This window comes from Kitasatospora sp. NPDC053057 (assembly GCF_044546945.1).
GTDB lineage: Bacteria > Actinomycetota > Actinomycetes > Streptomycetales > Streptomycetaceae > Kitasatospora.
The window spans coordinates 1-23538 of record NZ_JBITZP010000026.1; the positions used below are offsets into that span (position 1 = coordinate 1).

Genomic DNA, 23538 nt, shown 5'->3' on the forward strand with positions numbered 1-23538 from the left:
GGGGTCGGCAGCCGCACGCTCGGCTGCCGACCCCCGAGTGTGCTTGGCTCCCAGGAACCCGACCCAGGCCCCGGGAGCCGCCCGATGAACCGCCCCCTCCACCTCCCCGTCCACCTCGGCATCGACGTCGGCGGCAGCCACACCCGCGCGGTGCTCCTCTCCACCGGCGAGCCGCCCAGCCCCGGCCGCGCCGGTTCCTCAAGGTCGGCATCACCGGCAGGACCAGCCAGCCCGAACCACGGACACAGCAACCGCGTCGCCGCGCGCATAGCTGGACCCGACCCCACCGCCCGCCCAGAAGGGCGTCATCAGCTTCTTCCGCCGCCGCACCACCCCCGCCAACGCCACCGGCATCACTCGCGCCTCTACTCCAGCAGGCTGCCCATGTGCCCGTCGTCCACCCGCATCGGCCAGAAGTGGCTCTCGGTGGCGAAGGCCTCCGGGTCGAGGGCCCGCATCACCGCCTCGGCTGCGCCGTCGAGGAGTTCGGACGGCTCGAACACCGACCACGGCCCGGGTGTCCACGGGTGTTCCGTCTCGCGCCGCAGGGCCCGCAGGCGCTCGAAGGTCCACAGCACGTAGAGCAGGGCGGACAGGTCGCGGTGCAGGTAGGCGGCCGGCTCGCCGTCGTCCCACAGGTCGGGCAGCTCGACCCTACCGGTGGCGCCGTCGAGCAGGACCACGAAGTCGTACATCCAGCCGCCGACGACCAGGAAGCCGCCCTGGTGCGGGCGGGTCGACGACTCGTCCCCATCATCCGGGTCGTAGTTCTCCGGGTAGACCTCGGCCAGGGTGCGCAGCGGGCCCTCGGCGTCGACGTCGAGCACGCACCGGTCGGAGACGGGCAGGCCGATCCCGGTGAGCAGCCGGCGGGTCGGGGCGTGGCTGAGGCTCGCGGGCAGCTCGGCGTCCTCGAACCGCCGGACGCTGCCCTCGCCCTCCAGCGTCGCGAGGTCCTCGACCAGGGCCGGAGAGACCGTGTACGCCTGTTCGCCCGGCCCGCCGGCCTCGGCGCCCCAGGCGAGGGCGCGGATCGCCAGCGCCGTCTCCCAGTGCGCGGGCCGGTCGCCCGTCCGCCGGAACAGCTCCGGGTCGGCCTCGCGCAGCAACAGCCGTACGAGCTGCCCCACTTCGGCGACGGCCGTCGGACCGTACGGCCGCACCTCGGCCTCCGGCAGCCCGTGCTCGCCGGCGGCGGCCGCGCCGACCGCCTCGATCTCCGTCGCCAGCGCGATCAGGCACTCCGGACTGCTGGCCAGCAAGTCCCGCTGGAGCACGTCGTCATCGTCCGGCCGGGCCAGGAACACCTCACCGCTCGCACCGTCCAGCAACACGGTGACCGGCCCCGTCCAGGCCTCGTAGCAGGCCTCGCCCAGCACGTACAGGCCCTCGGTGCCCCGAACGCCCTGCCGTTCGTACCAGGACGTGGCGGACTGCAGCGGCTCGTCCCCCGAGGCCTCCAAGTCCAGGTACGCGTACGACCAGCACAGCTCCCCGGCCGCGAGCAGCTCCCGACTCGGCCCGTGCGTGACCCCCTCGGGCACCACCCGAAGCCGCCCGGCCTCCACACCAGTCCCCGTCACCGCACGCCCCCTGCCCCGCCGACCCACGACGGACGATCTTCCACCGACGCGAGCGACCATAGCCGACCCCACGGACAATCAGCGCCGATCCCGGGGTCCACGAACCGTCAGCTCCCGCGGCCGCGCCACCGAAATGGCATGCACGCCACTAGCCAACCGTCCAGTAGCGCCCCTACCGTCGACTCCCCGTGGCTTCGACGGAGGAGCTCGCCTTGCGCCTACGCCCCCACCCCCTCCGACTCTCCACCCGATCCACCCGATCCGGCCGATCCAGCAGATCCAGCCGATTCGGCCGATCCAGAAGGTTCCCGGCGGCCGCTGCCCTCGCGACGGTCCTGTTCGTCACCGCCGCCCTGACCGCACCGGCCACCACCGCCACCGCCTCCCCCACCGCAACAGCCGCCCCCGATTACTGCGGCGGCCGTTGCACCGACATCCTCCCGCCCGGCGAGAACGGCAACGCCACGCTCGCCGAGATCCTGCTGAACCGGATGTTCGGCAGTCGCCCCGCGCACACCGACGACCAGCTCGGGCCGTACTCCGCCCTCGCCTCTGGGTATCCGGGGCTCACCGAGGCAGGGTTGCGGAGCTTCTTCAACGACGCGTCCTTCGGGGTGCCCGCCGACCAGGTGGCCAGTACCGCCAGTCCACGCCCGGACGTGACGATCGTGCGCGACAAGGCCACCGGCGTGCCGCACATCAGCGGCACCACCCGCTACGGGACCGAGTTCGGCGCGGGCTACGCCGCCGCGCAGGACCGGCTCTGGGTGATGGACCTGTTCCGGCACGTCGGCCGCGGCGAGCTGTCCGGCTTCGCGGGCGGCGCGGCGGCCAACCGACAGCTGGAGCAGAGCTTCTGGCAGGCCGCGCCGTACACGGAGCCCGAGTTGCAGCAGCAGATCGACGCGCTCGCCGCCCGCGGCGGCCGGGCCACCCAGGCGCTCGCCGACGCCAACGCCTATCTGGACGGCATCAACCAGTACGTCAGCGAGGCGTACAACGGCCGTACCTTCCCCGGCGAGTACGACCTGACCGGGCACATCGACCCGATCACCAACGCCGGTTCGATCGAGCCTTTCAAGCTGACCGACCTGGTGGCCCTGGCCTCGGTGGTCGGCGCGCTGTTCGGCTCCGGCGGCGGCGGTGAACTCGCCTCCGCCCAGGTCAAGTCGGCCGCCGAGGCCCGCTACGGCAGGGACGCCGGGGACGCGGTGTGGCGCTCCCTGCGCGAGGCCGACGACCCGGAGGCCGTGCGGACCCTGCACGACGGGCAGAGCTTCCCGTACGCGACCGTGCCCGACGCCCCGCAGGGCCAGGCGCTGCCCGACCCCGGCTCGGTGGTGCCCGAGCGGATGATCTACGACGCCAGCGGTTCGGCGAACACCGCGACCACGAAGGCGAACGGCGTCCTGCCCGGCAACCTGCTCACCGCCAAGCACGGGATGTCCAACGCCCTGCTGGTCTCCGGCGCGCACACCGACGACGGCCACCCGGTCGCCGTGTTCGGCCCGCAAACCGGCTACTTCGCACCGCAGTTGCTGATGCTGGAGGAGATCCAGGGCCCGGGGATCAGCGCCCGCGGCGCCGCCTTCGCGGGCCTCAGCTTCTACGTGCAGCTCGGCCGCGGCCAGGACTACGCCTGGAGCGCCACCTCGGCCGGGCAGGACATCACCGACACCTACGCCGTCCCGCTCTGCACCACCGACGGCTCACCGGTCACCACCGCCGCCAATTCGTACCTCTGGCACGGACGTTGCCAGCCGTTCGACCGGCTGGAGCGCAAGGACGCGTGGAGCCCGACCACCGCCGACTCCACGCCGGCCGGCTCGTACACCCTGGTGATGTACCGCTCCGACTACGGCCTGGTGACGGCCCGCGGCACCGTCGGCGGCGCCCCCGTCGCCTTCACCTCGCTGCGCTCCACCTACCGGCACGAGGCCGATTCCATCATCGGCTTCCAGGAGTTGAACGATCCGGGCGCGGTGCACGACGCGCCGAGCTTCCAGCAGGCCGCGCAGGACATCAACTACACCTTCAACTGGTTCTACGCCGACTCCCGCGACATCGCGTACTACAACTCCGGCAACAACCCGGTCCGCGCCCCCGGCGTCGACCCCGGACTCCCCGTCCTCGCCCAACCAGCCTACGAGTGGGCGGACTTCGACCCCGCCACCAACACCGCCCGGTACACCCCGCCGGCCGAGCACCCGCAGTCCGTGAACCAGGACTACTACGTCTCCTGGAACAACAAGCAGGCGGACGGCTACACCGCCGCGGGCTTCGGCAACGGCTCGGTGCACCGCGCCAACCTGCTCGACGACCGGGTCAAGGCACTGCTGCAGGGCGGCAGCAAGGCGAGCAGTGTCTCGCTCACCCAGGCCATGGAGAGCGCCGCACTGGCCGACCTGCGGGCCGAGGACGTGCTGCCCGACCTGATCCGGGTGCTGCGCAGCGCACCGGTCACCGACCCGACGGCCGCCACCGCCCTCCAGCAGCTGGAGGCCTGGCTCGCCGACGGCGCCCAACGGAAGGAGACTTCACCCGGCAGCCACAACTACGCGGACGCGACCGCGATCCGGGTGCTGGACGCCTGGTGGCCGCTGCTCGCCGACGGCGTCATGCGGCACGGACTCGGCGACCAGCTGTTCACCGCCCTGACCGGCGCGCTGCAGATCAACGAGTCGCCCTCCGGCGGGCAGACCGGCGCCTCCGCCGGCGGCCCGGTCAGTGCCAACGAATCGATCCCGCACAAGGGTTCGGCCTTCCAGTACGGCTGGTGGAGCTATCTGGACAAGGACCTGCGGTCCGTCCTCGGCGACCCGGTCGCCGGACCACTGGCCCGCCCGTTCTGCGGCGGGGGCGACCTCACGGCCTGCCGGAACGTCCTGCTCACCACCCTGAGCCAGGCCGCCGCCCAGACCCCCGCCCAGGTCTACCCGGGCGACGCGGACTGCACGGCGGGCGACCAGTGGTGCGCCGACACCATCATCCAGCGCCCGCTGGGCGGGGTGACGGACGACAAGACCACCTGGCAGAACCGGCCGACGTACCAACAGGTGGTGCAGTTCGCCGGCCACCGCTGAGCAGCGAAGCGGTCGCCGGCGCCCCTGGAGACGCCGGCGACCGCGGCGCCCTCAGCCCACCCGCTTGGCGACCTTCTGCTCGGCCTCCCGCAGATGGCCTGCTTCGTCCCTCAGCCGTCTGCCCGCCAGGTGATAGAACCCGGGGCTCGCGTTCGTGGACATCCGGCCGGAGAGGGCCGCCGCCAGCTCGGCCGCGACCTCCACCAGATCGGCGAGCGTGCCCAGCATCACGCCCTCGTCCATTGCCGGAACCTTGTCCCGCCACCCGCCCTTCGCATTCGGCAGCGCGTTCTCCCGCAGCTGCCGCCGCGCCTCGTCGACCGCGTCGACCATCGCCCGTAGCCCGCTGTCCATCCCGCCTCCAGTCCCGTCCGACATTCCCGCCCCGACATTCCCGTCCGGCCCCCACTGTCCCGGCGAACCTTTCCCACCCGGCCACCCCCGCCACACCCGGCGGACGGCGCAATCCGACGAGCCCCGGCGCGAAACAGCTCCTAGCGTGGTCCGGGGACCGCCCGGACGCGCCCGGGCAAAGGCCCGAGACCCGCATCAGGAGGAACCCCGACCATGACCGCCGACCTCTCCGAACTCACCGGGGACTACGTCCTCGATCCCGCCCACACCCGGATCGGCTTCGTCGCCCGGCACGCCATGGTGACCAAGGTCCGCGGCTCCTTCCACGAGTTCGAGGGCACCGCCCACCTGGACGGCAGCGATCCGAGCCGTTGCTCCGCCCGGCTCACGATCCAGGCCGGGAGCATCGACACCGGCGTCGCCCAGCGCGACCAGCACCTGCGCACCAATGACTTCCTGGACGTCCCCAACTTCCCGACCATCACCTTCGTCGCCACGGCGGTCGAGCCGCGCGGCGACGGCGAGTACCGGGTCACCGGGGACCTCACCATCAAGGAGACCACTCGCCCGGTCTCCATCGACTTCGAGTACACCGGCAATGCCGTCGACCCCTACGGCAACCTGCGCGTCGGACTGGAGGGTTCGGTCACGATCAACCGCAAGGACTTCGGGGTGACGTGGAACGCGGCCCTGGAGGGCGGCGGCGTCCTGGTCGGCGAGAAGGTCGTCCTGGAGTTCGACGTCTCGGCCATCCGCCAGAACGGCCAGAGCCAGTAGACAGCCGGAGCCGGTAGACACCCGGAGCCAGTAGACAGCCAGAGTCGGCAGCGCCACGGTCGCCGACCGGAACCGAGGATTCGAAAACCTGCCATGTAGCACCCGAAACCCGTTTAGGCTGCTTACATGGCAACCGACGACTCCCTCGCGACCGGACAGCGCTCGCTCGGCGACCCCGACCTCGACTACCCCCTCTGGCCCCCGCTGACCTCGGGCTGCCCGCGCACCAGCACGGAGGACGTCTCCTACCCCGTCGAGGTCGACTACACCTACAACAAGGCCGACCCGGCCGCCCTGTTCGCCCCCGTACGGGCCCGCGGCGGCCTGGAGCGCTGGGCGCCGCTGCTGCCCCCGCTGCTGGCGCCCGGCCTCGGCGAGGGGTCCACCCCGCTGGTCGAGATCGAGTCGGGCGTGTACGTCAAGGACGAGTCCCGCAACCCGACCTGGAGCCACAAGGACCGGCTGAACCGCTGCACCACCAGCGCCGCCGTCGGAGTCGGCGCGCCAGGCATCGCGGTGGCGTCCTCCGGCAACCACGGCGCCTCGGCGGCCGCCTACGCCGCCCGCGCGGGGCTGCCCTGCGTGGTGTTCACCGGCCCGGACACCCCGCCCGCCGTGGACGCCTTCCTCAACGCCTACGGCGCCGTGGTGCTGCCCGTGCCGTGGCAGGCCCGCTGGCCGCTACTGCGCCAGGTGGTGGAGCGGCTCGGCCTGCACCCGGTCAGCAACCTGACCACCACCCACACCGGGCACGCGTACGGCCCCGAGGGCTACAAGACCGTGGCGTACGAGATCTTCCAGGACGTCGGCGTGCCGAGCGCGGTGTTCGTCCCCACCGGGTACGGGGAGTTGCTCTTCGGTGTCTGGAAGGGCTTCGAGGAGCTGCGCCGGCTGGGCCTGGCCGACCGGGTGCCGCGGGTGTTCGCCTGCGAGTCCGCGGCCTCCGGCGCGCTGCACCGGGCTTTCGCCGAGGGCGCGCCGGCCGCGCACGTGACGGTCGGCGCGAGCGAGGCGTACTCGATCGCCTCGCCGGTGAGCGGCTACCGGGGGGTGCTGGCGGTGCGCGAGAGCGGCGGCCGGGCGTTGACCGTGGACGACCGTCAGCTCGCCGACGCCCAGGGCGAACTGGCACGAGCCGGGCTGTGGGCCGAGCTGTCCGCGGCGGCCGGTCTGGCCGGGCTGCGCAGCCTCGGCACGCAGGCGCCGGACGACGGCCCGGTGGTGTGCGTCTCCACCTCCAGCGGCTTCAAGGACAAGGGCATGGGCTCCCACCGGACCACCCCGGCCGTCCCGACCTGGGAGGAGGTCGAGCGCCGGCTGCGCGCGGCCGGGATCACCGGCTGACCGGGCGCGGGACGACGCGGTGGAAGAAGTCCCGCAGCACCTGGTTCGCCCTGGGCTGAGGCACGCCCCGGCCGCAGACCGACCCCTCGGCTCCGCCAGGCCGAGGGGCCCACCCCTGCGACCACGACCCCGCACCCGGACTTACGCCGTGGTCCGCGCCCGCCGCACCAGCCACCAGGCGGCCACCAGCGACACCACGAACACCGCCAGGTTCATCCCGTTCTCGATCAGGTGGAACGTCCCCAGCCGCTCCGCCGACTGGTAGCTCTGCTGGACGCCGACCAGCCCCTGCTGCTTGAGGCAGGAGACGAAGGCGTCGCCCCGCCCGTCCGGGATACTTCCGCAGTACTGGGTCATCACGTCGCTGTACGAGTGGACGTGCCCGGCGGCGTCCACGAACGGCGACTTGCCGCCGTCCAGCAGCAGTTCGTTGGGCACCGGCGCGTACGGGTCGACGCCGCGCTCCGGGCCGAGCGGCAGCACCCGGGTGAGCGGCTCCAGCAGGTGCGGCCTCAGCTGCTCCATCAGCGTGGTGCGCGCTCCGAAGGCACCGAGCACCACCGCGAAGGCGGGCAGCAGCCGGCGCAGCCCCGCGCCCACCGCCACGCCGAACATCCCCCAGGCGACGCCGAGCGTGAGCGGCATCCAGCCGCCGGCCTGGAACAGCGTCCCCTCGAACAGGCTGCGCCGGTCGGCGAGGTGGACGAGCCGGGCGACGTGCAGGCTCTCGGCGGAGAGCGCCGCGGACAGCACGACGACGAAGGTGCCGAGTACGGCGAGCTTGCCGAGCAGCCAGCGCTGCGGGCTGATGTCCTGGGACCAGGCGAGCAGCAGGGTGCGGTGCTCGTACTCCTTGGCCAGCAGCGGCACCCCCATGAAGGTGCCGATCATGGCCGGCAGGAAGACCACGGAGTTGAGCTGGTAGCCGGCGATGTCGGCGGCGTCCCGGATCCGGCCGAGCCGCTCGTCGGCGACGGCCTTGGCGCAGTCCGGCCCGTGGCACAGGTCCATCGCGCTCTGCAGCTCGGCGGCGTTGACGGCCATCCAGACCAGGATGACGACGGTGAGGGCGGTGAACGAGATCAGCTGCACGCGGTGCTGGCGCCAGGTGAGCCAGAGGATGCCGCGCCACAGGTTCCCCCGCGCGGCGGGCCCGGGCCGGGTCCCGGCGGCCGGCGCCGGGGTGGTGGTGGATGCGCTCACGATCCGGTCTCCCCGAGTGAGGTCTTGAGGTAGGCGAGCACGATGTCCTCCAGGGTGACGGGGTGGGCCGTCCAGCCGGGGGCGTCGAGCGGGGTGGCCGCGCCGAGCAGGCCGCGGACCACGAAGGTGGACTGCCGGGCGGTGTGGGTCCGGTGGACGACCTCGCCCTCGACCGGCGGCCGCTCGGAGCGCGGGCCGGTCAGCCGCAGGTGCTGGGCCAGCAGGTCCTCGGTGTCGCCGTCGAGGATGTCGCGGCCGTGCGAGAGCAGCAGCAGGTGGTCTCCCACGCCCGCGAGTTCGGCCACCACGTGGGTGGAGAGCAGCACCGTCATCCCGGTCTCGGCGACCTCGCCGAGCAGTTCGCCGGTGACGGCCTTGCGGGCGACCGGGTCGAGGTTGGCCAGCGGCTCGTCCAGCAGGAGCAGCGAGGGGCAGGCGCCGAGCGCGACGGCGAGTGCGACCTGGGCCTGCTGCCCGCCGGAGAGCTTGTCGCAGCGCCGGTCGAGCGGGATGTTGAACCGCTCCAGCCAGCCGAGCGAGCGCTGCTGGTCCCAGACGTGGTTGGTGTGCCGGCCGAAGTTCAGCATGTCGACGACGCTGAAGCTGCGGTAGAGCGGCTTGTCCTGGGAGAGCAGCACGACCCGGCCGCCGACCCGGTACTCCCCGGCGGTGGGGCGGACCATGCCGCTGACGACCCCCATCAGGGTCGACTTGCCGGCGCCGTTCGCGCCGACCAGGGCGATCACGCCGCCGGCCGGGAGGGTGAAGCTGCAGTCGTCCAGGGCGGTGACGCCGCGGTACTTCTTGGTCAGCCCGCGCACCGTCAGCGCCGGCTCGGTGGCGATCACGCCTCGGCCCCGTGCCACTGGCGCTCGGCGGCGGCCGGCTCCTCGGCGAGCACCGCGGTGACCAGGGCCTTGACGTCCTCGTCCTCCAGCCCGGCCTCGCGGGCCTCGCCGACCCAGCGGGAGAGCCCGGTGCGCAGCCGCGCCATGTCGTGCGGTTCTACGGCGCCGAGCGAGCCGGTGACGAAGGTGCCGGAGCCCTGCCGGGCCTCGACCAGGCCGACGTGCTCCAGTTCGCGGTAGGCCTTGAGCACGGTGTTGGCGTTGACCGTGCACGAGACGACGACGTCGCGCACGGCCGGGAGGCGGTCGCCGGGCTTGAGCACGCCCAGCCTGAGCGCCTCCCGCACCTGGCGGACGAGCTGGGCGTAGGCCGGGACGCTGTCCGCCCGGTCCACGTGGAATTCGATCACGGGGCATCTCCTCGGTCCGTGGAGGCGCTCAGGCCTGACTGAGGCTCTGACTCAGGCTCTGACTCAGGCCCGACTGAGGCCTGCCCGTGAATTGTTACGCTCTACTAGAACACTAGTCAATCACTATACTGAAACACCGTCACTCCGCGCCGCTGCTCACAGCTCGACCAGCACCTTCCCCCGGCTCGCCGACCGGTCGGTGTAGAGGCTGCGGTAGGCGGCCGGGATGCTGTCGAACCCCTGGTGGACGGTCTGCCGGTAGCGCAGGTCCCCGCTGCGCACCAGGGCGCCGAGGTCCCGCCGCAGCGCGGACCAGTTCTCCTCGGTGAACCACTCCAGCGCGAAGATGCCGCGGATCAGGGTGCGCGGGAACATGATCATCGGCAGCAGTCGGGGGCCCGCCCACTCGCCGCCCACCTGGCTCCCCCACTGCCAGCAGACCGCCACCCGGCTGTCCACCGCGAGCATCCCGAAGACCACGTCGGTGAGCGTGCCGCCCAAGCTGTCGAAGTAGCGGTCGACGCCGTCCGGGGCGAGGCCGGCCAGCTCCTCCGCCAGCCGCTCCGGATCGTCGCCGTCGCGGTAGTTCAGCACCGCGTCGAAGCCCAGCTCCTCCAGCCACTCGGCCTTCGCCGGGGTCGCCGTGGTGCCGATGACCCGGGCTCCCCGGTGCTTGGCCAGCTGGCCGACCACCGAGCCGACGGCCCCACTGGCCCCGCTGACCAGCACCGTCTGGCCGGGGCGGACGTCCAGGAACTTCTCCACCGTTGCCCAGGCCGTCATACCCGGGCCGCCCAGCAGGCCGAGCGCGGTGGTGATCGGCAGCCGCTCGTCGTAGTCCGCTCGGTCCAGCCGCCGGTAGGCCGGGAAGACCATCGGGAAGGTGCCGGTCTGCCAGAGCCAGGACGCGCCGTTGCCGATCACGTGGCTGCGCCAGCCGCCGAAGCCCTGCACCAGGTCGCCGACCGCGAACCGCGCGGCGGGCCCGGCCTGCACCACCTCCATGATCGAGTCGGCGCCCATGTGGTCGCCGACCGGGGTGTCCAGGGCGATCCCCTGGAGGTACGGGTCCACCGACACCCACCGGGTGCGCAGCAGCATCTCGTCCTCGGCGAGCCGGACGGGCACCTCCTCCACGACCTTCCGGTACATCCGGTCCACGTCCGGAACGCCGTCCACGTGCTCGCGGACGATCCACTTCTCGATCCGAACCACATCACTCACGAGGTGACTCCAAACTGCCGGTCGTCGGGGCCGACCGGTTCGGTGATCAGGGTGGGCGGCGGCGCGAAGTCGTCCACCTCGGCGGTGAACGGCCGGTCGTCGTCGCGGCAGATGAACTGAACGACGTGCCGACCGGCCGCGGCCGCGCGGATCAGGCCGCCGGTGGTCGCCCAGACGCCGGAGAGGTAGAAGTTGGCCAGGCCCGGCAGTCCCGGGCCGTTGCGCTTGATCTCCTCCTCCAGGGTCTCCCCGCCCTCCACGAAGGGCTGCCAACCGAGCACCGTGCCGTCGTAGTTGCCGGTGTAGCGGACCTGGGTGAGCGGGGTGGAGACGTCCCGGACGGCCACCGCCTCCCGCAACCCGGGGTGGTGGCCGTCCAGGAACTCGATCACGGCGTCGCGCACCCGGCGCTTCTCCCGCTGGTACTCCCGGCCCCGGCCGACCGGCAGGGTGTGCAGTTCCTCGCCGCGCCGCAGCCGGGGCGCCTGCTCGGGGCCGGTGCTCAGCTCCCGCCAGGGGGCGATGTCACAGAAGTAGCTGGCGTAGACGACGGTGGTCGCGGCGGGCGACAGCTCCGGGTAGTGGCGGCTGCGGAACTGGATGTTGATGCTGGGGTGGCGGATGCCGGTGAGCCGCGCCGCGAACTCCTCCTCCAGCAGGTAGGTGGTGCACGGGTCGCCCGCCGGGAAGGGCCGGCGCAGACCGAGGAAGACGGTCAGGTAGCCGGGGAAGACCATGCCCGGCTCGGTCAGCGTCCTGGTGTAGAGCCGGCGGTAGGTGTCGTTCAGGTAGCGGCCCTTGAGCAGGTCCATCATCGTGGTACGGCCGTCGCAGGCGGCCACCACGATGTCGGCGCGCACCTCCCGCCCGTCGCTCAGCCGCACCCCGACGGCGGTGTCCCGCTCCACCAGGATCTCGGTCACCTTGGCGTTGTAGGTGATCTCGCCGCCGAGCCGCCGGTAGCGCTGCTCGATCGAACGGGCCAGGCCGAGCGAGCCGCCCTCCGGCACCCCGGCCGACTGCCCGGCGTGCGAGGCGAGTTGGAAGTAGGTGGGCAGCACCGGGAAGTTGGGGTGCTTCTCGTACAGCACGAAGTTGAACGCCTCGCGCAGCAGCGGGCTGCGGAACCGCGCCGAGTAGTCGCTCATCAGCACCGAGATCGAGCGCCGGATCACGTTGAAGTACGGCAGGAAGGAGGCGAGCATCCGCCAGCGTTCCCAGCGGCCCATCAGCCCGACCGGCTTGAGGAACGGGTAACGGGCCAGCGCCAGGCGGAACGTGCGCAGCCCGTCGCAGAACTGGCGGATCCGCCGGGCGTCCTCGGGGGCGAGGTCCAGCAGGTGGGCCTCCAGCCGGTCCGGGTCGGAGTAGAAGTAGACCGCCCGGCCGTCCCTGGTGCGCACCACGTTGAAGACGTCGAAGTTGCGCATCCGCTTGCCCTGCAGCGCGCCGAGTTCGAGCCAGATCCGGTGCATCTCGTTGCCGGGCCCACTGCCCAGCAGCCAGCTGACGCAGCAGTCGAAGGTGAACTCGCCGCGGTCCCAGGCGGTGCAGCAGCCGCCGGGCAGCTCGTGCATCTCCAGGATCTGGGTGCGGTAGCCGTTCATCCGCGCGTAGCAGCCGGTGGACAGGCCGCCGAGCCCGCCGCCGATGATGACCACGCTCTGCCTGGGGCTCATTCGCTCACTCCCGTGGTGACCCGGTCGAGTTGCGGCAGGTGGCCCCACTTGCCCGGGTGCCAGGGCTCCCGGTTGTCGCTGGGCCAGGCCCGGAACGGCCGGCCGAGTTCCCGGCAGAGGTACTGCGCCGCGTACCGGCCGCTGGTGGCGGCCCGGATCAGGCCGCCGAGCGAGGCCCACTGCCCGGCCATGGAGAAGCCGCTGAGCCCGGGCAGCCGCATCCGGTCCCGGTTGACCAGCCGGTTGGCGGTATCCTCGGCCTCGGAGAAGGCCTGCCAGGCGAGGATGCTGCCGCGGGTGTTGCCGGTGAACCGCTCGGTGGTCACCGGTGAGGCGACGTCGACCAGTTCGATCCGCGCGCCGAGCCCGGGGTGGGTCCGGTCCAGGAACTCCCGGACGAAGGAGGCGACTTGCCGCTTGCGCGCCCGGTAGGCCCGGCGGTCGCGGACCCGCAGGTCCTTCCAGGAGCGGTAGTCGCTGAAGTAGGTGCAGTGCAGCACCGACTTGCCGGGCGGCGCGAAGCCCTCCGCGTAGGCGGAGCGCAGCTGCACCACCAGGCTGTGCTGGAGCGAGCCGGGCAGCCGCCCGGCGTCCTCGGGCGCCAGCAGGTAGGTGGTGCAGTGCGGTTCGCCCTGCGGCAGCGGGCCGTCCACCCCGACGAAGGCGGAGACCACGGCTGGGTAGAGGTTGCCTGGCTTGTCCAGCAGTTCGCCGTACAGCCGGTCGGTGGCGGGGCTGGAGTAGCGGCCCCGCAGCAGCCGGTCGAGCACCGTCGGGCCATCGCAGGCGGCCACCACGTGGTCGGCGAACTGCCGGGTGCCGTCGCGCAGTTCGACGCCGACGGCGCGCCCGTCCTCGACCAGGATCCGGTCGACCCGGCAGCGGTAGCCGATCACCCCGCCGAGCGAGGTGTACCGCTCCTCCACCGATCGGGCCAGCCCCAGCGAACCCCCTTGCGGGAAGCCCGCGTTGCCGGTGTGGGCCGCGGCCAGGGTGTACAGGTAGGGCAGCAGCGGGAAGCCGGCCGGCTCCTGGAGGAACATGGTGGGGAAGGCCCGGCGCAGCAGCGGGTCCTGGAAGCGCTCGGCGAAGACGCTCATCGGGGTGGTCGCGGTGCGCCAGAACAGCCGGAAGGCGGGCAGCACGGCGCGCAGGGTGCGCAGCCGTTCGGCGGTGGTCCGCAGCGGCGGCGGGGTGAGGTCCCAGGGCAGGTCGATCGCGGCGAAGCGGCGCAGGTCCCGGCAGAAGGCCCGGATCGGCTTGGCGTCGCCGGGGGCGAGGGCCAGCAGGTGGGCCTCCAGCCGGTCCGGGTCGGTGTGGAAGGTGACGGACCGGCCGTGTTCGTCGACGACCCGGTTGAAGGTGTCGAAGTGGGCCACCGACTTGCCGTCCAGGGCGCCGAGTTCGCGCCAGACCTGGTGGGCGCCGGTGCCCTCGGCGGTGCCGATCAGCCAGTCGATGCAGTAGTCGAACAGGTAGCCGTGCCGGGACCACGCGGTGCAGCAGCCGCCGGGCAGCACGTGCTTCTCGAAGATCCGGGTCTCCAGCCCGCTCATCTGGGCGTAGCAGCCGGTGGCGAGGCCGGCCAGGCCGGCCCCGATCACGATCACCCTGGGCGGGCCGCCGGTCGGCCGCTCCCGGGCGGACCAGTCCGGCCCGCGGTCAGCCCCGGCCATCGGTGGTGCCTCCGGCCAGGATCGCGGCCGCCAGTTCGGCGTTGCGGGCGGCGTGCTCGCCGTCGAGCATCTCGGCGTGGCTGCCGTGGCCCGCGTACACGGCGGTACCGGTGGTGGAGGCACCGTGCCAGGAGCCCGGCTCGTCGCCGCCGTGGACGGCGAGGCGCTCGCGCTCGCAGACCACGTCCAACTGGGCTTGCACGGTACCGGTGTTGGGGGTGCGGCTGCAGAACTCCAGGTAGTCCCGAGCCTGTTCGAGTGTGTCGCGGGCGACGATCCGCGAGCCGGTGTGGCGGTGCAGGTGCTCCTGGAGTTCGCGCTCGAAGACGGCCACGTGCTCCTCGCCGAGGTCGAAGGCGTCCAGCGACCGGTAGGCGTCGACCAGCAGCACTGAGGCGACCGTACGGCCGCGCCGTTCCAGCTCCTTGGCCACCTCGAAGGCGAGGTTGCCGCCGAGCGAGTAGCCGAGCAGCCGGTACGGCCCGGCCGGGTGCAGCGCCTCGACCTGGTCGGCGTAGCGGGCGGTCTTGTCCTCGCCGGTCAGGTAGTTGAAGGCGGCGATCCGGTGCTCGGGCAGGTGAGCGGCGAGCTGCCGGTAGACCAGGCCGTGGCCGCCGGCCGGCGGGAAGCAGAAGACCGTACGGCCTTCGGGCGCGGCGGAGTTGAACCACAGGTGGGGCTGGCCGCCGGCCAGCTCGCCGGTGACGATCTGCTCGACGGTGCGGGCCATCCCGTGCAGGGTGGTGACCTTGAACAGCTGGCCGACCGGGATGCTGATGGTGAACTCGGTCTGCAGGTGGTGGATCAGTTCGATCAGCCGGATCGAACTGCCGCCGAGCTCGAAGAAGTCGTGCTGGAGGCCGACTTCGGCCAGGCCGAGGAGCTTGCTCCAGTGCTCGGCGACCCGCTTCTCGTAGAGGGTGACGGGCGGTTCGGGCCGCTCGCCGCCGGTGTCGGCCGCGGGCTCGGGCAGGGCGGCCAGGTCGACCTTGCCGTTGGGGGTGAGCGGCAGGGCGGGTAGTTCGGTGAGGTAGGAGGGGATCATCACGGTGGGCAGGTGTTCGGCGAGGTGGCGGCGTAGTTCGCGGCGGTCCAGCTCGACGCCCTCGGCGGGCACCAGGTAGGCGGCCAGGACCGCTTCGCCCGAGCCGTCCTGACGGACAGTCACGCAGGCTTCGGCGATCTCGGGCCGGGCGGTGAGGTGGGCCTCGATCTCGCCCGGCTCGATCCGGTGGCCGCGCACCTTGACCTGGTTGTCGATCCGGCCGAGCAGGTGCGCGGTGCCGTCGGTGTCCCAGTGGCCGAGGTCGCCGGTGCGGTAGAGCCGCCTCGGGGTGCCGTCCAGGTCGAGCGTCCGGAAGCGCAGTCCGGTCTGCTCCGGGTCGTTCGGGTAGCCGGCCGCGACGCCCGCGCCGCCGATCCACAGCTCGCCGGGCACCCCGGCGGGGACGGGCTCGCCGTAGCGGTCGAGGACGTACAGCGCGCTGTTCGGGAAGGGCCGCCCGATCGGGACCATCCGGCCGGGTTCCAGCGCCTCGGTGGCGCCCTCGTAGTAGCTGCTGTCCACGGTGGCCTCGGTCAGGCCGTAGGAGTTGACCAGCCTGGTCGCCGGGCCGCACAGGGCGCGCAGGCGCTGGTGCTCGGCGGCCTTCCAGGAGTCGGAGCCGACGACCAGCAGCCGCAGGAAGTCCAGCCGCAGGCCCTCGCGTTCGCAGTGCGCCAGCAGGGCTCGGGCCACGGCGGGCACGAACTCGCCGCAGTCCACCGCCTCTTCGCGCATCACCCGGTACAGCCGGGCGGTGTCGAAGAGCAGTTCGCGGTCGACCAGGACGAGGGTGCCGCCGGTGCCGAGGGCCCGGGCGAGGTCGCCGGTGAACACGTCGAAGGCGGTTCCCGCCATCTGCAGGTGCACCCGGACCTCGGTGTCCAGCCGGTACTCGGCCCGCCAGCCGGCCGTCACGGCGGCCAGGTTGCGGTGGTCGACCCGTACGCCCTTGGGGCGGCCGGTGGAGCCGGAGGTGTGGATCACGTAGGCGGGCCGGTCTGGGTCGGCGGCGGGCAGTGGTCCGGCGTCGGCGGCCGGTCGCTCCAGTTCCTCCAGGGTGACCAGCGGGGAAGGGAGTTCGGCCGCGACCGGGTGCCGCTCGTCCACCACGACCAGCGCCGCCCCCGCGTCGGCCACCTGGTGGGCCAGCCGGTCGGCCGGGTGCCCGGGGTCGAGCGGCAGGTAGGCGGCGCCGGCCCGCCAGACCGCCAGCAGGGTGGTGATCAGCTCGGGCGACTTGTCCAGGCAGACGGCGACCACCGAGCCCTCGCCGACGCCCAGTTCGCGCAGCCGGGCGGCGGTGCCCTGGGAGCGGCGGTCCAGCTCGCCGTAGCTGAGCCGCCGGACGGCATCGCGGCCGGGGGCGACCACCGCGACCGCCTCCGGGTGTTCCGCGGCGGCCTTGGCGATCAGTTCCGGCAGCGGCACCTCGTGGTCGATCCGCCGCTCGACGCCGCTGAACCCGGTGAGGATGCGCTTCCGCTCGGCCGGGTCCAGCATCCGCAGCCGGCCGACCGGTTCGGCCTCGGCGGCCCGGGTCATGGCGTCCAGCAGGTTGCGGTAGTGCGCGGCGAGGCGCCGTACGGTGGCGGGCTCGAAGAGGTCCGAGTTGTACTTGAAGACGCAGTGGAAGCAGCCGTCCGAGCGGTCCTCGTAGGCGGACAGCGTGAGGTCGAACTGCCCCTCCTCCTCGGGGAGTTCGATGTACTCCAGGCGGTAGCCGAAGCGCTCCACGGCGACCTTGTGGGTGAGCAGGATGAACATCGCCTGGAACACCGCGGAGCGGCTCGGGTCGTGCTGGAGGCCCAGCTGCTCGACCAGCAGCGGGAACGGGTACTCCTGGTGGTCCAGTCCGCCGAGCACGCTCTCCCGCACCCTGGCCAGCAGCTCGGCCACCGTCGGCTCCCCGGCCAGGCTGACGTGCAGCGGCAGCGGGTTGACGAAGTAGCCGTAGACGGAGGCGAACTCCTCCTGGGTGCGGCCGGTGACGGGGCTGCCGACCACGATGTCCTGCTGTCCGGACCACCGGTGCAGCAGCAGGTAGTAGGCGCCGAGCAGCACCATGAACGGGGTGGCGTTGTGGGCCCGGGCCAACGCGTGGACCCGGGCGGTGAGTTCGGCGTCCAGCCGGAAGAACTCGGAGGCCCCGTTGTGGGTCTGCACCGCCGGGCGCGGCCTGTCGGTGGGCAGCTCCAGCACCGGCATCCCGGCCGGCAGGTGGCCGCGCCAGTAGTCCAGCATCCGCTGAGCCTGCGGCCCGGCCAGGAAGCGGTTCTGGTGGTTGAGGAAGTCCAGGTAGCGGGCGGCCACCGGGGGCAGTTCGGGGGTGCGGCCGCGGCTCAGCGCCTGGTAGACCTCGAACAGCTCCTCGATGAAGGTGAAGGTGGAGATCGCGTCCGAGACGATGTGGTGGACAGCCTTCATCAGCACCCAGCGGTCCGGCCCGCGCCGGAACAGCCGCAGCCGTACCAGCGGGTCCTCGGCCAGGTCGTACGGCCGCCGGTACTCGCGGACGATCAGCTCGTGGATCTCCTCCCAGGGGCGGCCCTCGACGTCGAACAGCCCGGTGTCGGCGACGGCTTCGGCGCGGATCCGCTGGACGGGGCGGCCCTCCTCGGCGGTGAAGGCGGCGCGCAGCCCGGGGTGCCGGGCGATCAGGAAGGCGAAGGCGGCGAACATCAGCTCCGGGTCGAGCTCGGCCCGCACCTCGACCGCGCCGCCGATGTTGTACGCGAAGCCGTCCGGGTGCAGCTGGCGCAGGAACCACAGCGCCTGCTGGTTGTGGGTGAGCGGGTAGCGGGTCTCGTCGGTGTGCAGTTCGACCTCGGCCCGCTCGGGGCCGCCCTCGGCGGCGAGCAGCGCGTCCAGGCCCTCGGTGAGCAGGTCGACCAGGTCGGCGACGCTGCCGTTGCTGAGCAGGGCCACCACCGGCAGGGCGAAGCCGAGTTCGCCGTGCAGCCGGGCGCGCAGCTCCATGGCGAGCAGCGAGTCCAGGCCGTGCGCGCCGAGCCTGGTGTCCGGGTTGATCCGTTCGGTGCCGGTGCGCAGCACGGCGGCGGCGGCGGCGGTGAACCGTTCGGTGGCCAGCTGGCGGCGGCTGTCCGGGTCGGCGGTGCGGTAGCCGTCCAGGAAGCCGCCGGTTCCGGCCGGGGCCTGTTCGGCGGCGCTCGCCGCCAGTTCGGCGACCAGTGGCGGCGGGGCCGGGTACCAGGCGAGGAAGGTCGGCCAGTCGACCACGGTGGCGACCAGCAGCTGGGCGCGGTCCTGCCCGAGGACGCGTTCCAGCACGGCGACGCCGGCCTCCGGGGGCAGCGAGCTCATGCCGCGGGCGTCGCGGTAGTGGGCGACCAGGCCCAGTTCCTCGATCATGCCGGTGGCCCAGGGGCCCCAGTCCAGGCTGAGCGCGGGCAGGCCGTCGGCCCGGCGGTGGTGGGCGAGGGCGTCCAGGAAGGCGTTCCCGGCCGCGTAGTTGGTCTGGCCGGCGGTGGTGAGCAGCGAGGCGACGGAGGCGAACAGCACGAAGTGGTCGAGCGGTTCGGCGCGCAGCAGCCGGTGCAGCAGGTGGGCGCCGACGACCTTGGGGGCGTATCCGGCGTCGAAGGCCGGGCGGTCCATCTGGGTCAGCAGGGTGTCCCTGACCTGCCCGGCGAGGTGGAACACCCCGCGGATCGGCGGGAGTTCGCGCTCGCGGTACTCGGCGAGCCAGGTGCCGAGGGCGGTCTCGTCGGTGACGTCCACCGGGGCGAGCAGGGGTTCGGCGCCGAGCGACTCCAGTTCGCGCAGGAAGGCGATCCGCTCCCCGGCCGGCGTGGCGGGGTCGACGGCGTGCCACTCGGCGCGCGGGGGCAGGGCGGTGCGGCCGACCAGGATCAGCCGACGGGCGCCGCGCCGCACCAGGGTGCGGCAGAGCAGTCGGCCGAGCGCGCCGAGCCCGCCGGTGACCAGGTAGCTGCCGTCGGGGCGCAGCGCGGGCGGCAACGGCCTGGTAAGGCCCTGGGCAGGGCGCAGTCGGCTGGTGAGCCGGCGGCCGGCCCGCAGGGCGAGTTCCTGTTCGTCGTCGGCGGTGAGTTCGGCGGCAAGCTCGGCGGGCAGCTCTGCCGGCAGCTCGGCGGCGAGTTCGGTCGGCAGCTCGGCGGTGAGTTCGGCCAGCAGTGCCTCGGCCTGTTCGCGGGCCGGCACCGCCGGATCGAGGTCGATCAGCCTGCCGCGCTGGGCGACGAGTTCCTGCTGCCAGAGCACCCGGCCGATGCCCCAGGCGGGCGCGCCGAGCGGTTCGACCCGGTCCTGCGGCCCGGTGGCCTGGGTGCCCCGGGTGACGATGTGCAGCCGGCCGTCCGGGCGGGCGGCGGGCAGGGCCTGGGCGAGGGTGATCAGCGAGTAGGCGCCGTGGGTGGCGAGCCGGTGGAGCTGCCCGGGGTCGGTGGCGTCCAGGGCGGGCAGGTCGAGGTTCCACAGGTGGACGACGGTCCGGTAGGCCGGGTCCAGGTCGGCGAACAGCCGGCGGAGGTCCTCGGCGCAGTCGGGCCGTACGGTCGCCGTACCGTCCGTGAAGGCGTACGCGCCGCCGGGCCGGACCAGGTGGCAGCGGGCGCCGCGGTCGGCGGCCAGGGCGGCGAGCCGCTCGGCGAGGCCGCCGTCGTCCGCGAAGATCAGCAGGTCGCCGGTGGGCCGGTCGTGCCGCGGTGCCGGGGCGTCCTGCCAGGTGAGCTCGGTGAGCCAGCCGTCGATGGTGGCCAGGCTCACCGACGCGGCCGCCCGGGCGATGTCGGCAGCCTTGAAGCCGGTGATCCGGCCGAGCGGGGTGCCGTCCTCGGCGTAGAGAGCGAGGTCGCCGACGAGTTCCTCGCCGCTGTCCCGGGTGACGGTGGCGTGCGCCCACAGCGGCCGGGAGCCGATCCCGTCGAGCCGGACCTCCTCGATCGAGACCGGCAGCCGGACGCCGCCGTCCTCGGGGGCGTGCAGCCGGGTGGTGAGCAGGGTCTGGAAGCAGGCGTCGAGCAGTACCGGGTGCAGGTGGTGGTCGGCCGCGTCGGGGCCGAGCTGTTCGGTGGGAAGGATCCGGGCGAGTGCCTCGCCGGGCCCGGCCCACACCTCGGCGACGGCCCGGAAGGCGGGCCCGTAGTCGTAGCCGCGCTCGGCCAGGCGCCGGTAGCAGTCGGGGCCGTCGAGGTGCTGCCCGCGGGCGCGCAGTGCGTCGAGGTCGGCGGCGGGCCCGTGGGAGCGGCGCTGGCCTGTGCGGACCCGGCCGCTCGCGTGCACGGCGGGCTCGGCGCCGGCCGGGGTGGAGGCGATGGTGAAGCGGGCGTCCTCGGGGGCGTAGCCGAGCTGCACGGGGACCGGTTCGGTGTCGGAGAGGAACAGCGCCCGGCTCAGCTCGATCTCGGCGAGCACCACCTCGGTGCCGCCGGTCAGTGCGCGGACGGCCTGGGCGGCCATCTCCAGGTATCCGGCGGCGGGGAAGACCACCCGGCCCTCGATCCGGTGGTCATCCAGGTAGGGCAGCCGCTCGGGGTCGAGCGCGGTGGTCCAGGAGGGCTGGGCGGCGGCGGTGCGGCGGCCGAGCAGCGGGTGGTCGACCCGCCCGAGCCGGACCTGCGCGACCGGTTCGGGCTCCACCCAGTACCGCTCGCGCCGCCACGGGTAGCCCGGCAGCGGCACCGGGCGCCCGGCCGGGTGCAACGCGCCCCAGCTCAACTCGACGCCCAGGGTGTGTAGTTCGGCCAGGGTACGGGCGATGCGCTCGGGCTCGTCCTGCCCGCGGCGGATCGAGGGCAGGGTGTGCGCCTGCTCGGCGCACTCGCGGATCGCGTGGCCGAGCACCGGGTGCGGGCCGACCTCCAGGAACAGCCGATGCCCGTCCTCGGCCATCCGCTCGACGGCGGCCCGGAACCGCACCGGGTGGCGGACGTTGTGCCACCAGTACTCGGCGTCCAGCTCCGGCCCCCGGGCGAGCCCCTCGCGGGCGGTCAGGTAGAGCGGCAGCCGCGCCTTCTGCGGCTTGATCCCGGCCAGCGCGGCGGTCAGCTCGCCGCGGATCGGCTCCATCCGCACGCTGTGGTACGGGACTTCGACGTCGAGCAGGCGGGCGAAGAGGCCCTGCTGTTCGAGTTCGCCGGCCAGTTCGCGCAGCGCCTCGGTGTCCCCGGCGAGGGTCACGGCGGAGGGGCTGTTGACGGCGCCGAGCGAGACCCGGGCGCGGTAGGGGCGGATCCGCCGCTCGGCCTCGGCCTCCGGCAGGCCGACGGCGAGCATCGAGCCCGTCCCGGCCAGCCGCTGCTGGAGCCGGCTGCGGGTGAGCACCACCCGGACGGCGTCGGCCAGGTCGTAGACCCCGGCCTGGTGGAAGGCGGCGACCTCGCCGGTGCTGTGGCCCACCACCGCGTCGGGTTGCAGCCCGTGGCTCTGCCAGAGTGCCGAAAGTCCCAGCTGGACGGCGAAGTTGGCGGGCTGGGCGAGCCAGGTCTCGGCCATCCGGGAGTCGGCCTCGTCGCGTCCGAGTTCGTCCAGCAGCGACCAGCCGGCCTGGGCGCGGATCTCCGCGTCCACGGCCCGTACGGCCTCCCGGTAGACCGGTTCGCTCTCGTACAGGCCCCGGCCCATCCCCCACCACTGGGGGCCCATACCGGTGAACACCCAGGCCAGGCGCCGCTGTCGGCGGTCCCGGGCACGGCCCTGGACGATCTTCGGGTGGGTCTCGCCGCGCTCGCAGGCGGCCAGTGCCTCGTCCAGGTCGGCCGGCCCGGAGTGGACCACGGCGAGCCGCTCGGGCAGGTGCTGGCGGCGGTGCGCCAGGGTGTGGCCGAGGTCCGTGAGCGAGGCCCCGGCGGCCAGCTCCCGCCGTACGGCGGCGGCGAGTTCGGGCAGTGCGGCGGCGTCCCGGGTGCTCAGCGGCAGTACGGTGACGGCCGGCTGCGGCGCCGGTTCCACGGGGGCGGGCGGCGGCGGTTCCTCCAGCAGGACATGGGCGTTGGTGCCGCCGAAGCCGAAGGAGTTGACGCCCGCGCGGGCCGGGCCCTGGTGTTCGGGCCAGTCGACGGGGGCGGTGGGGATGTCGAAGGGCAGTGCGGCCAGGTCGATGCCGGGGTTGGGCCGCTCCAGGTTGAGATGCGGCGGGATGCGGCGGTGCCGGAGGGCCAGCGCGGTCTTGATCAGCCCGGCGACCCCGGCGGCTGCCTCGGTGTGCCCGATGTTGGTCTTCACCGAGCCGACGTAGCAGCGCTCCCCGGCCCGGCGGCCGATGCCCAGCACCCGGCCGAGCGCGGCCGCCTCGATCGGGTCGCCGACCGGGGTGGAGGTGCCGTGCGCCTCGACGTACTGGAGGCTGCCGGGCTGCACCCCGGCCTCGGCGCAGACCCGCTCGATCAGGGCCGCCTGGGCGCCGGCGCTGGGGACGGTGATGCCGTTGGTGCGGCCGTCCTGGTTGACGCCGCTGCCGAGGATGACGGCATGCACCGGATCCCCGTCGCGCAGCGCGTCGGAGAGCCGCTTGAGCACCACCACGCCGACCCCCTCGGCCCGCACGTAACCGTCGGCGGAGGCGTCGAAGGCCCGCGAGCGGCCGTCGGCGGAGAGGAAGCCGCCCTTGGTCTCGGCGATCGTGTACTGCGGCGCCATGTGCAGCAACGCGCCGCCGGCCAGGGCGAGTTCGGTCTCGCCGCGGAGCAGGCTCTGGCAGGCGAGGTGGACCGCGACCAGGGAGGAGCTGCAGGCGGTGTCGAGCGAGACGCTGGGGCCGCGGAAGTCGAAGCAGTGCGAGATCCGGTTCGACACCATCGTCATCATGGTGCCGGTGGCGGTGTGCGCGGCGATGGTGGCGAAGTCGAGGTCGGCGAACTGCAGGATCTTCCAGTCCAGGGTGAAGGCGCCCATGTAGACGCCGACGTCCCGCCCGGCGAGCTCGCCGGGGCGCAGCCCGCCGTCCTCCAGCGCCTCCCAGCTCACCTCCAGGAGCTTGCGCTGCTGCGGGTCCATGTGGGCTGCCTCGCGCGGGCTGATCCCGAAGAAGTCCGGGTCGAAGGTGTCGAAGCCGTCGATGTAGCCGCCCCGGCCGCCGATCAGCCGCCCCGGCTTGGCCCGGTCCCGGCTGCCCAGGGTGCCGGTGTCGTACCGGTCGGCGGGGGTGTCGATGAGACAGTCCCGGCCCTCGATCAGGTTGCGCCAGTAGGTGCGGTGGTCGTTGGCGTGTCCGGGCAGGCGACAGCCGATGCCGGTGATCGCGATCCGTTCGCAGGGCACGGCGAAGGGCGAGGTGGTCATGGTCCAATCCGAGGGGTGGTGGCGCGGGCACGGGCGAGGGGGCGGCCTCGCGGGGA

General features: G+C 73.2%; 12 protein-coding genes. 3 read left to right on the forward strand and 9 right to left on the reverse strand.

The genetic code is table 11. The features are described from left to right. Window positions 1-365: 365 nt before the first annotated feature. Window positions 366-1583, reverse strand: coding sequence for an SUKH-4 family immunity protein (locus ACIG5E_RS25335; RefSeq protein ID WP_396536943.1), 1218 nt, complete (start codon window positions 1581-1583; stop codon window positions 366-368). Window positions 1584-1918: 335 nt separating this feature from the next. Here ACIG5E_RS25335 and ACIG5E_RS25340 point away from each other — a divergent pair, with 335 nt between their 5' ends. Further along, the gene (locus ACIG5E_RS25340; protein ID WP_396537129.1) at window positions 1919-4666 is read left to right on the forward strand and encodes a penicillin acylase family protein; all 2748 of its coding nucleotides are present in this window, start codon (window positions 1919-1921) and stop codon (window positions 4664-4666) included. 51 nt (window positions 4667-4717) lie between these two features. On the opposite strand, the gene ACIG5E_RS25345 is transcribed toward ACIG5E_RS25340, so the two are convergent. Beyond that, window positions 4718-5020, reverse strand: a complete 303-nt coding sequence (locus ACIG5E_RS25345) for a hypothetical protein (protein WP_396536945.1) — start codon at window positions 5018-5020, stop codon at window positions 4718-4720. 213 nt (window positions 5021-5233) lie between these two features. On the opposite strand from ACIG5E_RS25345, the gene ACIG5E_RS25350 reads away from it, so the two are divergent. Together ACIG5E_RS25350 and ACIG5E_RS25355 are read left to right on the forward strand one after the other, a co-directional pair. Then, window positions 5234-5797 (forward strand): YceI family protein, encoded by a 564-nt coding sequence (locus tag ACIG5E_RS25350; RefSeq protein WP_396536947.1) that lies wholly within the window; start codon window positions 5234-5236, stop codon window positions 5795-5797. A gap of 126 nt (window positions 5798-5923) precedes the next feature. Continuing rightward, a complete protein-coding gene (locus ACIG5E_RS25355) occupies window positions 5924-7141 on the forward strand; it encodes a pyridoxal-phosphate dependent enzyme (protein ID WP_396536949.1) in 1218 nt (405 codons plus the stop codon). 141 nt (window positions 7142-7282) lie between these two features. Here ACIG5E_RS25355 and ACIG5E_RS25360 read toward each other — a convergent pair whose 3' ends face one another. The 7 genes from ACIG5E_RS25360 to ACIG5E_RS25390 all read right to left on the reverse strand — a co-directional run bounded on the left by ACIG5E_RS25360 (window position 7283) and on the right by ACIG5E_RS25390 (window position 23482). Further along, complete coding sequence (locus ACIG5E_RS25360) at window positions 7283-8344, reverse strand: hypothetical protein (protein WP_396536951.1); 1062 nt, start codon at window positions 8342-8344, stop codon at window positions 7283-7285. After that, a complete protein-coding gene (locus ACIG5E_RS25365) occupies window positions 8341-9192 on the reverse strand; it encodes an ABC transporter ATP-binding protein (protein ID WP_396536953.1) in 852 nt (283 codons plus the stop codon). The genes ACIG5E_RS25360 and ACIG5E_RS25365 overlap by 4 nt, the downstream gene beginning before the upstream one ends. Continuing rightward, the gene (locus tag ACIG5E_RS25370) at window positions 9189-9602 is read right to left on the reverse strand and encodes a GntR family transcriptional regulator (protein ID WP_396536955.1); all 414 of its coding nucleotides are present in this window, start codon (window positions 9600-9602) and stop codon (window positions 9189-9191) included. The genes ACIG5E_RS25365 and ACIG5E_RS25370 overlap by 4 nt, the downstream gene beginning before the upstream one ends. Window positions 9603-9758: 156 nt before the next feature. Continuing rightward, window positions 9759-10826, reverse strand: coding sequence for a zinc-binding dehydrogenase (locus tag ACIG5E_RS25375; protein WP_396536957.1), 1068 nt, complete (start codon window positions 10824-10826; stop codon window positions 9759-9761). Further along, the gene (locus tag ACIG5E_RS25380) at window positions 10823-12505 is read right to left on the reverse strand and encodes a phytoene desaturase family protein (RefSeq protein WP_396536959.1); all 1683 of its coding nucleotides are present in this window, start codon (window positions 12503-12505) and stop codon (window positions 10823-10825) included. The genes ACIG5E_RS25375 and ACIG5E_RS25380 overlap by 4 nt, the downstream gene beginning before the upstream one ends. Next, the gene (locus ACIG5E_RS25385) at window positions 12502-14181 is read right to left on the reverse strand and encodes a phytoene desaturase family protein (protein WP_396536961.1); all 1680 of its coding nucleotides are present in this window, start codon (window positions 14179-14181) and stop codon (window positions 12502-12504) included. Before ACIG5E_RS25385 ends, ACIG5E_RS25380 begins: the two co-directional genes overlap by 4 nt. Further along, window positions 14168-23482: an amino acid adenylation domain-containing protein gene (locus ACIG5E_RS25390; RefSeq protein WP_396536963.1), complete on the reverse strand. Its 9315-nt coding sequence runs from the start codon at window positions 23480-23482 to the stop codon at window positions 14168-14170. The genes ACIG5E_RS25385 and ACIG5E_RS25390 overlap by 14 nt, the downstream gene beginning before the upstream one ends. Window positions 23483-23538 lie beyond the last annotated feature (56 nt).

Excerpts from the sequence above, each read along its gene's own strand:
- ACIG5E_RS25345 (WP_396536945.1), bottom strand. The coding sequence starts at position 5,020 with ATGGACAGCGGGCTACGGGCGATGGTCGACGCGGTCGACGAGGCGCGG.
- ACIG5E_RS25350 (WP_396536947.1), top strand. The coding sequence starts at position 5,234 with ATGACCGCCGACCTCTCCGAACTCACCGGGGACTACGTCCTCGATCCC.
- ACIG5E_RS25355 (WP_396536949.1), top strand. The coding sequence starts at position 5,924 with ATGGCAACCGACGACTCCCTCGCGACCGGACAGCGCTCGCTCGGCGAC.
- ACIG5E_RS25380 (WP_396536959.1), bottom strand. The coding sequence starts at position 12,505 with ATGAGCCCCAGGCAGAGCGTGGTCATCATCGGCGGCGGGCTCGGCGGC.
- ACIG5E_RS25385 (WP_396536961.1), bottom strand. The coding sequence starts at position 14,181 with ATGGCCGGGGCTGACCGCGGGCCGGACTGGTCCGCCCGGGAGCGGCCG.
- ACIG5E_RS25390 (WP_396536963.1), bottom strand. The coding sequence starts at position 23,482 with ATGACCACCTCGCCCTTCGCCGTGCCCTGCGAACGGATCGCGATCACC.